This is a genomic window from Bordetella genomosp. 4 (assembly GCF_002261185.1).
Classification (GTDB): Bacteria; Pseudomonadota; Gammaproteobacteria; order Burkholderiales; family Burkholderiaceae_B; genus Bordetella_A.
Genome location: NZ_NEVQ01000010.1, coordinates 1 through 11,512 on the forward strand (window position 1 = coordinate 1; position 11,512 = coordinate 11,512).

The window sequence follows — 11,512 nt, forward strand, 5'->3', positions numbered from 1 at the left end:
CGCCTCGGAGTCGAGCGAGGGAAACCGAAGGAGCGTAGCGACGAGGTTGACAAAGCGGTGTCGGCCGCGCAGGCGGCCGACCGACTCCGTGAAGCGCCAACACGGTCACTGCCCCGCCTCGACGTCCCACAGAACTCATTCCCCACCCTACACACCGAACCGTCCCAAAGAACTCAACACCGGCATCAGCCCCGACCTCTACGCCCCTATAACTACCATCCGCTCAAACGAACATCTTAGGAGGAAGAGGAAACCCGCCGCCGAGCCATAAACGCCTGCAATTCCCCCACAATGCCGCGCCGGAACGCCAGCACGCAGATGATGAAGATCAGCCCTATGACGATCGTGACCGATTCGCCCAGTCGCAGGAACCATTCGTTGCCTGTGACACCGGCCATGAATCGTCCGAAGTCGCCGACTTTGTTTTCCAGCAGCACAACGATAAAGGCTCCCAGGATAGGCCCGGTCAATGTTCCCAGGCCACCGACAAGCGTCATCAGAATCACCAGCCCCGACATCTGCCACGTCGCATCGGACAGGGTGGCGGATACGAACACCAGCGTCTTCGTTGCGCCCGCGAGTCCCGCGATCGCCGCAGATAAAACGAAAGCCAGCAGTTTGAACCTGTCCACGTCATAGCCCAATGACAAGGCTCGCGGCTCGTTCTCGCGCAATGCTTGCAGCACTTGGCCGAATGGCGAATGGACGGTGCGCCAGATGATGAAGTAGCCGATCGCAAAGATCCCCATCACTACGTAATAGAGATTCAGGTCATTGCTCAGATCAATAAAGCCCAGCAGTGTGCCGCGCGGGACACGTTGCAAGCCGTCTTCGCCGCCAGTGAATGGCGCCTGCAGGAAATAGAAAAAGACCATTTGCGCCAAGGCCAGCGTGATCATCGCAAAATAGATGCCGCTGCGGCGAATGGCCAGCAAGCCCATCACGAGGCCGAGTGCGGCGGCGACAGCCGTGCCGAATATCAGGCCCAGTTCGGTGGGAAATCCCCATATCTTGATGGCATGTCCTGCCGCATAGGCTGCACTGCCCAGAAATGCGGCATGGCCGAATGAGAGCAGGCCGGTGTATCCCAACAGCAGGTTAAAGGCGCAGGCAAACAGCGCGTAGCACATCACCTTCATCGCAAAGATGGGATACACGCCCACATAGGGCAACAGGGCCACAATGATGGCCGCCGCCACGTAGCAGAGTAATTGGCGATTCATTTTTCTTTTCCGAACAGCCCGGCGGGGCGAAGCAACAGGACGATGGCCATGATGATGAATACGACGGTGCTCGAGGCCTCGGGCCAGAATACTTTGGTCAGGCCTTCAATCACCCCGAGCCCCAAGCCTGTGACGATGGCGCCCAAGATTGAACCCATGCCGCCGATCACCACCACGGCGAAGACGACGATGATGAGATTCGAGCCCATCAGTGGCGATATTTGCAGTACGGGCGCTGCGAGTACGCCTGCAAAGCCAGCCAACGCCACACCGAAACCATAGGTCAAGGTGACCATGCGCGGGACATTCACGCCAAAGGCTTCGACGAGTTTGGGGTTTTCCGTGCCGGCGCGCAGCAGGGCGCCCAGGCGCGTGCGTTCGATGACGAACCAGGTCGCCAGACAGACGGTGATTGATGCGACCACAACCCAGCCGCGATAGTTGGGCAAAATCATGAAGCCCAGGTTGGTTGCGCCGCGTAGGGCCTCGGGCGTGGGGTAGGGTTGGCCTGACACACCGTAAAAGCTGCGGAACAATCCCTCGATCAAGAGCGTCAAGCCAAAGGTCAGCAGCAGCCCGTAGAGGTGATCGAGCTTGTAGAGATGCTTGAGCAGCAGTTTTTCGATGATGATGCCAAACAGGCCTACGATGATCGGCGCCAGGATCAGCATGACCCAGTAATTCAGGCCGAAATATGACAACCCCATCCACGCGACAAATGCCCCCAGCATGTATAGCGAGCCGTGTGCGAAGTTGATGACGTTGAGCAGTCCGAAGATGACAGCCAGACCCAAGGACAGCATGGCATAGAACGAACCATTGACCAGGCCCAGAAGCAATTGGCCCAGCAAGGCCTGTATTGGTATGCCGAATAAATCAGTCATGTGGCAAGAATCCTGCGCGTTCGGATGGATGCGTGCTAATTCGGAGCGCCCTGGTCCGGATAGAGAACCAGGGCGCCGAGAGGATTAGCGGATTACTTCTTGATGAGTTTGCAGGTGGATTCCGAGGGCTTGGTGTAGACCTCGTCGCCAGGGAGCTTGGCAACGACCTTGTAGTAGTCCCACGGGCCTTTGGATTCTGCGGGGGTCTTGACCTGCATCAGGTACATTTCGTGCACCATGCGGCCGTCTTCGCGTACGTAGCCGTCTTTGGCGTAGAAATCGTTGACCTTGTTGGACTTCATCCATTTCATCAACGCATCGCCGTCGTCGGTGCCAGTGGCCTTGACGCCTTTCAGATAAAAGGCGACCGAAGAGTAGTCGGCAGCCTGCAGGCTGGAGGGCTTGCGTTTGACCTTTTCCTCGAACTTCTTCGACCAGGCGCGTGCCTCGTCGGATTGATCCCAGTACCAGCTGTCGGTCAGGTACATGTTCTGGGTCGCTTGTAAACCCAGCGAATGGATGTCGTTGATGAAGATCAGCAGGCCCGCCATTTTCATCGTCTGCGTAACGCCGAACTCATTGGCGGCTTTGATCGAGTTGATCGTGTCGCCGCCTGCATTGGCCAGGCCCAGGATTTGAGCGCCGGAGGCTTGGGCTTGCAGCAGGAATGACGAGAAATCGGCAGTGGCCAGCGGTGCGCGCACTGCGCCTTTGATTTCGCCGCCGGCGGCCTTGACCACGGCGCTGGTGTCGCGTTCGAGCGCATGGCCGAACGCATAGTCAGCCGTCAGGAAGAACCAGCTCGTGCCGCCGTTTTTCACGACTGCCGAACCGGTGCCGCGCGCCAACGCGACGGTGTCGTAGGCATAGTGCACGGTGTACGGCGTGCACTGCGCGTTGGTCAGGTCCGATGCGCCCGCGCCGATCGAAATAAAGGGGCGTTTCTTTTCTGCCGCAACGGCTGCCATGGCCAGGTTGGTGGCAGAGTTGGTGCCGCCGATCAGAACATCGAGCCCTTGTTGATCGAACCATTCGCGCGCGCGGCTCGAGGCGATGTCGGCTTTGTTTTGATGGTCTGCGGTGACGAGCTCGATTTTTTTGCCATTGATTGCACCGCCCGCATCGGCAATCGCCATGCGGATGGCTTCGACACCGGCCGGACCGTCGATGTCGGAATACACGCCCGACATGTCAGTAATGAAACCGATGCGGATGACATCGCCGGAGATACCTTGTGCCTGGGCGGGTAGCCCGGCCAATCCCAGACCCGCTAGGGCCAGCACGGCAGTGATGTGATGCAGCTTCATGGGATGACTCCTTTGCTTCTCTTTTATGGATGCCGTCAATGCGGCGAATGACAGGATTCTTATACGCCCAACAGTTCGTTCAACGTATCCTGTTTCTCTTGAAGTTGATGGGCCTCGAAGTGCTCGACGATCTGGCCGTGTTCCATGACATAGAAACGATCAGACAACGGCGCCGCAAAGTGGAAGTTCTGCTCGACCATCACAATGGTGTACCCACGTTGTTTCAAAGCGGTAATCATGCGGGCGAGGGCTTGCACGATGACGGGGGCAAGCCCTTCGGATATTTCGTCCAGCAACAGCAGATTGGCGCCTGTGCGCAAGATGCGTGCTACGGCCAGCATCTGCTGTTCGCCGCCGGACAGACGCGTGCCCGGCGAATTGCGGCGTTCCTGCAGGTTGGGAAACATGTCGTAGATTTCGGCTAACGACATGCCGCCTCCCAGCGCACCGCCGACGGCGGGAGGCAATAGCAGGTTTTCTTCGCACGACAGGCTGGCAAAGATGCCGCGTTCTTCGGGGCAGTAGCCGACGCCCAGATGCGCGATCTTGTAGGTGGGCAGATCAATCGCCTCGGTACCATGAATCCGTACCGAGCCTTTGCGTGAGCCCGTCAAGCCGAGGATCGCACGCAGGGTAGTCGTACGGCCTGCGCCGTTGCGCCCGAGGAGGGTAACGACTTCGCCTTGGCCTACCTTTATATCTACGCCATGCAGAATATGCGATTCGCCGTACCAGGCCTGCAAGCCGGAGATTTCGAGGGCAAGCGTACTCATGCGTGTGCTCCTTGCAATGCTCCTTCCGTGGTTCCCATATACGCTTGCATGACTGCGGGATGGCGCGACACCTCTGCGTAGGGTCCTTCTGCCAGCACGGCGCCGCGTGCCAGCACGGTGATGGTGTCTGCGATCGACGAGATGACGTTCATGTTGTGCTCGACCATCAAGATCGTGCGGCCTTCGCTGACGCGCTTGATCAGCTGAGTCACGCGGTCTACGTCTTCGTGGCCCATGCCCTGCGTGGGCTCGTCCAGCAGCATCAATTCGGGCTCCATGGCCAATGTCGTCGCAATCTCAAGTGCGCGTTTGCGGCCGTAAGGAAGGTTGACCGTGATTTCGTTGGCGAATGCGCCGAGATCGACTTGTTCCAGCAGCGCGAGCGCTGCTGCGTTGAGCGAGTTCAGTTGTTTTTCGCTACGCCAGAAATGAAATGACAAGCCTGTCTTGCGCTGCAGGCCGATGCGTACGTTTTCCAGTACGGACAGGTGTGGGAATACGGCTGAAATCTGAAATGAGCGAATAATGCCGCGCCGCGCAATTTGCGCAGGACGGTCGCGGGTGATGTCAGTGCCGTTAAACAGAATCTGACCCTTGGTCGGCGCAAGAAATTTCGTCAGCAGATTGAAGCAGGTGGTTTTGCCCGCGCCGTTCGGGCCGATCAACGCGTGGATTTGCCCGCGCTTGACGCGCAGGTTCACCCCGTTGACGGCAACGAAGCCGAGAAATTCTTTCGTGAGGCCTTTTGTCTCCAGGATTATGTCATCCATACTCGCGGCACCCGCATTATCTTTTCTAAGAGTTGCGGCGAGTATGCGCATCTACGGTTGAAAATTCCATGAGGGTTTTTCATAGGTATTGCAATGCGGCATTACGCATTGTCGGCCAGCCGACAATGCGCCGGGCCGATACCTGGAATAATCAACGGTAACAAGCAAATAACCCTGTCATCCAAAGGGATGACAGGGTTATGTCTGCATTATTGCAGCGGGGTTTTATGTTTGTATTCGCACAAGTCCGCAATGCCGCATTGCGGACATTTGGGTTTACGCGCGACGCATATATAACGGCCCAACAAGATCAGCCAATGGTGGGCATCCTGCATGTATTCGGCGGGGACGAATTTGACTAATTTGTTTTCGACTTCGAGCACATTTTTGCCTGGTGCGATGCCGGTGCGATTGGATACCCGAAAGATATGCGTATCGACTGCCATGGTCGGCTGACCAAAAGCGGTATTGAGCACCACGTTGGCCGTTTTGCGGCCCACGCCGGGCAAGGCCTCGAGGGCTTCGCGGCTTTGCGGAACCTCGCCCCCGTGCCGCTCGAGCAGCAGCTTACAGGTGGCGATCGCGTTCTTGGCCTTGGTGCGATACAGCCCGATGGTCTTGATGTATTCCGATAATCCTTCTTCGCCGAGTTCAACCATTGCCGTGGGCGTACCGTAGCGCGGGAAAAACTTGCGCGTTGCGATGTTGACGGATTTGTCGGTGGCCTGGGCCGACAACAACACCGCGATCAGCAATTGAAAGGGCGTTTCGTATTCGAGTTCGGTCGTAGGATGTGGATTGGCGGCTTTGAGGCGTTCAAAAATGGCCCGGCGTTTTGCAGCGTTCATATTTATTTATGTGGAGGCGGTGCGGCGTGCGCGGGCGCGCGCCAAGGCGGACTCGATAGCCGAGCGTTTACGCGTTTCGTCGTCGGCGCTGGTGATCGGTGGTGGCGTGGCGGGCAAGGGCACGGAGTTGTCCAATTCAGCCGATGCTGCCATGAGCCGTTCGTTGTGCGCGGTTTCGCGCGCCAGGCGCAATTGCCGGGCCCGATGACGTTGGCGGCTCACGTCTGCATCTGCAGGGGTCCAGGCTCGATTGGCCGGCATCATTTCGATGCAATCTACAGGGCACGGCGCAACGCAGAGGTCGCACCCTGTGCACCAGTCGGTAAGCACGGTATGCATGCGCTTGTTGGCGCCTACGATGGCATCGACGGGACAGGCTCGGATGCACAGCATGCAGCCGATGCAATGCGCCTCGTCGATACGTGCGACCTGCAGCGGGCCGGGTTCGCCGCGGCTCTGATCCAGCGGCAGGACGGCGGTGTGCAGCAACGCAGCCAGGGCGGCAATGCCCTCGTCGCCCCCGGGCGGACAACGGTTGATGGGCGCTGCGCCATCGGCAATCGCCTGGGCGTAAGGTTGACAGCCGTCGTAGCCGCACTTTGTGCACTGTGTCTGCGGCAGCAGGGCGTCGATACGGTCGGCAAGGGTAAGACAGGACATGGCGGAGAAAACGGGAACAAGGCGTGCGGACGATATAGACCAAGCGCAATGCCGCTGCCGACGCGAGCGTATCAGCCCGCACAAGGGCGGGGGCGAGCGCGAACGTATAAATGGACAAGGGCGGCCGTCAGGCCCGCCCATCATTCATCTGGCTTGCGAGGCAATCGTTGCCCGCCAGGACTATGCCTGACGGATGAATTCCGCAATTTTAGGACAGATCAGCTCGCGCCACCGCCGGCCGGAGAAAATGCCGTAATGGCCACAGCCTTTCGCGGTGTAATGCTGTTTGCGTGCCGCTGGAATGCCGCTGCATAGCGAGATCGCTGCGCGCGTCTGGCCCTGGCCGGAAATATCGTCCAATTCTCCTTCGATGGTCAGCAAGGCGACTTGCTTGATATCGGCGGGTTTGACGGTCTGTTTGCCAACCTTCCAGGTGCCGTTGGGCAACTGGAACTCCTGGAACACGATGCGTATGGTGTCGAGATAAAACTCGGCGGGCATGTCCAATACGGCGTTGTATTCGTCGTAAAAGCGCCGATGGGCCTCGGCATCGCTGTCGTCCCCGCGCAGCAGATCCAGATAGAAATCGTAGTGGGACTTCAGGTGGCGATCAGGGTTCATCGCCACGAAGCCCGCATGCTGGAGAAAACCGGGGTAGACCCGGCGGCCGGCGCCTGGATAACGGGCCGGCACGGTGTCGATCAGTTGGTTTTCGAACCAGGAATGGGGCTTGGTCGTGGCCAGGCGATTGACCTGAGTCGGGGATTGGCGCGGATCGATCGGGCCGCCCATCATGACCATGCTGCGCGGCTGTTGGGCGTCGCCCGCGGTGGCCATCAGGGACACGGCCGCCAGCACCGGCACCGTCGGCTGACAGACCGAGATCACGTGCACGTCCGGGCCCAGATGACGGATGAAGTCCTGGATATAGCGAACGTAGTCGTTCAGGTGAAAGGGGCCGGCCGCCAGAGGGACCATGCGCGCATCGACCCAATCGGTGACGTAGACCTCATGATCAGGCAGCAGTGCGCGGACGGTGTCCCGCAGCAGGGTGGCATGGTGGCCGGACAGAGGTGCGACAAGCAGCACGCGCGGATCGTTGCGGCGCACTGCGCGTTCAAAATGCACGAGGCGGCAAAACGGCTGCGCCAGGGCCACCGTTTCCTTGACCTCGACGTGTTTGCCGTCGATCTGGGTGGCAGGCAAACCCCAGGCCGGCTTTTGATATTCCTTGCCCAGCCGATGTATCAACTCACAGCTGGCCGCCAATTGGCGGGAGAGCGGGGTATAGGCCAGCGGGCTGTACGGGTTGGAAAACAATTGCGAGCTGGCGTCGGTGAATGCAGCGAGAGGCGTCAGGAATGCTCGCTGCATTTCATGTAAGTGATACAGCATCTAGGCGAGGGTCCTTTAACTGAGCGGGGGCAGCAGAGCTGGCCAAAGCGTCCATGAATGAACCGGACTATCCGTCGGAACGCGTCCTGACGTCGAATTGATTATTACTATTTCGAGTAAGGATATATCTATTTCGTCTGGCAAGTCGGGCACAAAAGCGCGAGTTTTGTCCCTAAAAAACAACATTTTGCCGCCAAGGACGCGTCACCAGTAATTTTCGACGGCCAAATTTCCGGGAATGCCGCGTCGGCCGGGCGCAAACCCTCGTGCCGCGAGCAGTTTGCGGGCTTCGCTCAGCATGGCAGGGTTGCCGCACAGCATGATCTTGGACTGCTGGGCGTCCAACGGCATGCCGACGAGTTGTTCCAGTCCGCCGTTTTCGATCAAGGTCGTCAGCCGTGCCTGAGGCATCCCTGGGATGGTCTCGCGCGTGGCGATAGGCAGGTACGTCAGTTTGCGCGGATCTTCCTTGAAATAGTCCGCGTAGGCGGGCTGCTGCGACCAGTTTTCGATCTCGTCTCGATAGGCCAGCTCGCTGGCGGATCGCACGCCATGGACCAGAACAATGCGTCGAAAGGCCCGCCACGTAGCGGGATCGCGCAGGATGGATAGATAGGCCGACAGGCCCGTCCCCGTGGCCAGCAGCCAGAGGTCGCCACCCTGAGGGAACCGCTCGATGGTCAGAAAGCCAAAGGGCGTCTTGTCGACGTAGAGGGCATCGCCCGGGCGCAGTTGCGCCAGCCGTGGGCTGAATTGCCCGTCGGGCACCACGATGGAATAGAACTCCAGCCGGTCTTCTTGGGGGGCGGAGACCATGGAATAGGCGCGCCACAACGTGGGTTCGCCGTTCGGGTCGTTCGCCTCAGGCAGCCCCACGCGCGCGAATTGTCCGGCCTGAAACGTAAAGGCCGGGTCGCGGGTGACGTGTACCGAGAACAGTTTTTCGGGGACCCATGTCTGTACATGGGTGACGGTTTGGCGCGTGTACTTGGATTCTGTCATCTAGAACGCAGTCGGGCATGTGGCAGCGGAGGGCGCAGCCGGGCCCGGCCTATTTTTCCAGGAGCTCGAGTTTGCCTTCCTTGCCATTCCATTCGTCGGCATCGGGCAGCGGTTTTTTCGCGCGGCTGATGGGGGCGAACTCGGGGGTCAGCTCTGCGTTGATCGCGATGAACTGTATCTGGTCCTGCGGCACGTCTTCTTCGGCGTAGATGGCGTTGGCAGGGCATTCTGGGATACAGACTGCACAATCAATGCACTCGTCGGGGTCGATCACCAGAAAGTTGGGGCCTTCGCGGAAACAGTCTACCGGGCACACGTCGACGCAATCGGTGTACTTGCATTTGATACAGTTTTCGGTAACGACGTGGGTCATTCGGGGCTCCGCAGACAAGCAACAGCTTTTTTGAATTCCTAAGATTTTACCCATATGCGGCCCGTCGGGGCGATGATAACCCTGGCTGCGGTAGTGGCGGGGCGCCCTGGCGGGAGGACAGTCCCGGGGGGCGCATATGCTATGGTGTCGAAAAAAATCGGTTTGACGAACCCCTGCGCGCCCGACGCGCGTCATCATGATCATTACTTCACTGCTTGACACCGATCTGTACAAATTCAGCATGATGCAGGTGGTGTTGCATCAGTTTCCCGCTGCGCAGGTCGAATATCGCTATAAATGCCGCACGCCGGGCGTGAATTTGCGGCCGTATCTGGATGAAATCCGCGCCGAGGTCCACGCGCTATGCCAGTTGCGTTTTACTGATGCCGAGCTGCAATACTTGGGCGGATTGCGCTTTATCAAGAGCGATTTTGTGGATTTTCTGCGCCTGTTCCACCTGCCCGAGCGCTGCATTTTCATCGGCGAGGGCGATCAGCCTGGCGAGATATCGATCACGGTAAAAGGTCCGTGGCTGCATACGATCTTGTTCGAGATCCCTGTGCTGGCCATTGTGAACGAAGTGTATTTCCGTAACACCCGCAGGGATCCCGATTGGGACGAAGGCCGCAAACGCCTGCAGTCAAAAATGCATCTGGTGTTGGATGATCCCGCATTGGCGGATTTCCGGGTGGCCGAATATGGGACGCGCCGGCGCTTCTCCAAGCAGTGGCACGAGGAAATCGTGGCGACGATGAAAGCGCAGATGGGCAAGCATTTTGCGGGCACCAGCAATGTGCTGTTGGCGATGGAGCACAACGTGTTGCCGCTGGGCACCATGGGGCACGAGTATTTGCAGGCTTGCCAGGCATTGGGGCCGAGGCTGCGCGATTCGCAGGTGTATGCGCTGGAGGTCTGGGCGAAAGAGTACCGGGGCGACTTGGGTATCGCGCTATCGGATGTCTACGGCATGGACGCGTTCCTGCGTGATTTCGATATGTATTTCTGCAAGCTGTTCGATGGTGCGCGGCATGATTCGGGCGATCCTTTCGTGTGGGGCGAGCGATTGCTGGAGCACTATAGGAACAATCGTGTCGATCCGCGCGCCAAGACGCTGGTGTTTTCCGATTCGCTGACTTTTCCGCGTGCGATTGAGCTGGCTCGGCAATTTGCGGGACGTTGCAAGGTGTCGTTCGGGATCGGTACGAATCTGACGAATGATCTGGGCCACGAGCCGCTGCAAATTGTGATGAAGATGGTTCGCTGCAATGGCCAGCCGGTGGCGAAGGTCTCGGATGCGCCGGAAAAGACGATGTGCGACGATCCAGCGTATCTGGCGTATCTGCGCCAGGTGTTTCAGTTGCCGCCGGCTTGAGCAGGTGATTTTTTTTGCCGAGCCGTTTTGAAGGCTAGGCATTTCTTTGACTTACTCTTTGGGGATGTTTGATGAGTGGTATTAAGCGCGTCAATGTGGAAAAACGTCTGTCCGATATGGCCGTATATAACGGTGTGGCGTATTTGGCAGGTCAGGTGCCGGATGATGCTTCGCTGGATATGACGGGGCAGACGGAACAGGTGCTGGCGACGATTGATCGTTTGCTGGCTGAGGCCGGTACCGACAAGACCAAGATCCTGATGGCGCAGATTTTTGTGGCCAATATGAAAGAGTTCGATGCCATGAACAAGGCTTGGGATGCATGGGTGCCGGCGGGCAATGCGCCTCCGCGTGCCACGGTCGAGGCGCGTTTGGCTAATCCTGATTTCAAAGTTGAGATTGTGGTGACTGCTGCTGTCGCTTAAGGAGGGGCGCTGCGCTTCTTTCTTTTGAGGTAGTGATGGGCCGTCGTGTGGGAATGCGCGATGGCTCTTTTTGTTTTTGGTCTATGCGTGTGTCGTGAGCGTGGGGTTCTATTGGTCGTCGAGCCGAGGCAATCGGCCCGGCCGGGCTTCACAAAGTCGGTCCGGCGCGCGGGCGCCGGACACCGTGTTCGCTCACCTCGTCCGCGCCTGCGCGCTCCCTACGGTGTCCGCTCCACTCGACTTTGAGGCGCCCGGCCGGGCCGATTGCCTCGGCTCGACTAGCAGCAATTAGAGCTCTCTGCATCGCTGGCACGACTTTCTTGCTTGGCGTTTTTCTGCAGCCGCATTGGTAAAGAGAAAGATCTTGCAGTGCTGCTTTCGGCAGGCGCCCAGCGCGCCTACCTCAAGCGATCGGTCCGGGCATGCGACGGGGTGGCGTGGTGGCTGATTGGAAGATCTGCTTGGCAGCGAGTGAGGCTT

The 11,512-nt window shown here is 58.7% G+C and carries 12 protein-coding genes; 2 read left to right on the plus strand and 10 right to left on the minus strand.

The features are described from left to right. Positions 1–236 precede the first annotated feature (236 nt). From CAL20_RS07430 to fdxA, 10 genes are all read right to left on the minus strand, one after another. A complete protein-coding gene (locus tag CAL20_RS07430) occupies positions 237–1,223 on the minus strand; it encodes a branched-chain amino acid ABC transporter permease (protein ID WP_094820200.1) in 987 nt (328 codons plus the stop codon). Beyond that, complete coding sequence (locus CAL20_RS07435; protein ID WP_094820201.1) at positions 1,220–2,107, minus strand: branched-chain amino acid ABC transporter permease; 888 nt, start codon at positions 2,105–2,107, stop codon at positions 1,220–1,222. Before CAL20_RS07435 ends, CAL20_RS07430 begins: the two co-directional genes overlap by 4 nt. Positions 2,108–2,199: 92 nt before the next feature. Further along, a complete protein-coding gene (locus CAL20_RS07440) occupies positions 2,200–3,414 on the minus strand; it encodes an ABC transporter substrate-binding protein (RefSeq protein WP_094837533.1) in 1,215 nt (404 codons plus the stop codon). Between the two features lie 59 nt (positions 3,415–3,473). After that, positions 3,474–4,187, minus strand: a complete 714-nt coding sequence (locus tag CAL20_RS07445; protein ID WP_094820203.1) for an ABC transporter ATP-binding protein — start codon at positions 4,185–4,187, stop codon at positions 3,474–3,476. Then, entirely contained in the window at positions 4,184–4,957 is a 774-nt protein-coding gene (locus CAL20_RS07450; protein WP_094820722.1) for an ABC transporter ATP-binding protein, read from the minus strand. Before CAL20_RS07450 ends, CAL20_RS07445 begins: the two co-directional genes overlap by 4 nt. 209 nt (positions 4,958–5,166) lie before the next feature. Next, positions 5,167–5,805: an endonuclease III gene (nth, locus tag CAL20_RS07455; protein WP_094820204.1), complete on the minus strand. Its 639-nt coding sequence runs from the start codon at positions 5,803–5,805 to the stop codon at positions 5,167–5,169. Positions 5,806–5,811: 6 nt separating this feature from the next. Further along, entirely contained in the window at positions 5,812–6,465 is a 654-nt protein-coding gene (gene rsxB / locus CAL20_RS07460; RefSeq protein WP_094820205.1) for an electron transport complex subunit RsxB, read from the minus strand. A 180-nt stretch (positions 6,466–6,645) separates the two neighbouring features. Next, complete coding sequence (locus tag CAL20_RS07465; protein WP_094820206.1) at positions 6,646–7,860, minus strand: polyhydroxyalkanoate depolymerase; 1,215 nt, start codon at positions 7,858–7,860, stop codon at positions 6,646–6,648. 204 nt (positions 7,861–8,064) lie between these two features. After that, the gene (locus CAL20_RS07470; RefSeq protein ID WP_094837534.1) at positions 8,065–8,862 is read right to left on the minus strand and encodes a ferredoxin--NADP reductase; all 798 of its coding nucleotides are present in this window, start codon (positions 8,860–8,862) and stop codon (positions 8,065–8,067) included. Between the two features lie 49 nt (positions 8,863–8,911). Next, positions 8,912–9,235 carry a ferredoxin FdxA gene (fdxA, locus tag CAL20_RS07475; protein WP_094820208.1) on the minus strand — a complete coding sequence of 108 codons (324 nt, stop codon included), beginning with the start codon at positions 9,233–9,235 and terminating at the stop codon, positions 8,912–8,914. Between the two features lie 196 nt (positions 9,236–9,431). Here fdxA and pncB point away from each other — a divergent pair, with 196 nt between their 5' ends. Together pncB and CAL20_RS07485 are read left to right on the plus strand one after the other, a co-directional pair. Beyond that, positions 9,432–10,607 (plus strand): nicotinate phosphoribosyltransferase, encoded by a 1,176-nt coding sequence (gene pncB / locus CAL20_RS07480; protein ID WP_094820209.1) that lies wholly within the window; start codon positions 9,432–9,434, stop codon positions 10,605–10,607. A 71-nt stretch (positions 10,608–10,678) separates the two neighbouring features. After that, positions 10,679–11,032 carry a RidA family protein gene (locus CAL20_RS07485; protein ID WP_094820210.1) on the plus strand — a complete coding sequence of 118 codons (354 nt, stop codon included), beginning with the start codon at positions 10,679–10,681 and terminating at the stop codon, positions 11,030–11,032. Positions 11,033–11,512 lie beyond the last annotated feature (480 nt).

Excerpts from the sequence above, each read along its gene's own strand:
- CAL20_RS07430 (WP_094820200.1), bottom strand. The coding sequence starts at position 1,223 with ATGAATCGCCAATTACTCTGCTACGTGGCGGCGGCCATCATTGTGGCC.
- CAL20_RS07435 (WP_094820201.1), bottom strand. The coding sequence starts at position 2,107 with ATGACTGATTTATTCGGCATACCAATACAGGCCTTGCTGGGCCAATTG.
- CAL20_RS07440 (WP_094837533.1), bottom strand. The coding sequence starts at position 3,414 with ATGAAGCTGCATCACATCACTGCCGTGCTGGCCCTAGCGGGTCTGGGA.
- CAL20_RS07445 (WP_094820203.1), bottom strand. The coding sequence starts at position 4,187 with ATGAGTACGCTTGCCCTCGAAATCTCCGGCTTGCAGGCCTGGTACGGC.
- CAL20_RS07450 (WP_094820722.1), bottom strand. The coding sequence starts at position 4,957 with ATGGATGACATAATCCTGGAGACAAAAGGCCTCACGAAAGAATTTCTC.
- nth (WP_094820204.1), bottom strand. The coding sequence starts at position 5,805 with ATGAACGCTGCAAAACGCCGGGCCATTTTTGAACGCCTCAAAGCCGCC.
- rsxB (WP_094820205.1), bottom strand. The coding sequence starts at position 6,465 with ATGTCCTGTCTTACCCTTGCCGACCGTATCGACGCCCTGCTGCCGCAG.
- CAL20_RS07465 (WP_094820206.1), bottom strand. The coding sequence starts at position 7,860 with ATGCTGTATCACTTACATGAAATGCAGCGAGCATTCCTGACGCCTCTC.
- CAL20_RS07470 (WP_094837534.1), bottom strand. The coding sequence starts at position 8,862 with ATGACAGAATCCAAGTACACGCGCCAAACCGTCACCCATGTACAGACA.
- fdxA (WP_094820208.1), bottom strand. The coding sequence starts at position 9,235 with ATGACCCACGTCGTTACCGAAAACTGTATCAAATGCAAGTACACCGAT.
- pncB (WP_094820209.1), top strand. The coding sequence starts at position 9,432 with ATGATCATTACTTCACTGCTTGACACCGATCTGTACAAATTCAGCATG.
- CAL20_RS07485 (WP_094820210.1), top strand. The coding sequence starts at position 10,679 with ATGAGTGGTATTAAGCGCGTCAATGTGGAAAAACGTCTGTCCGATATG.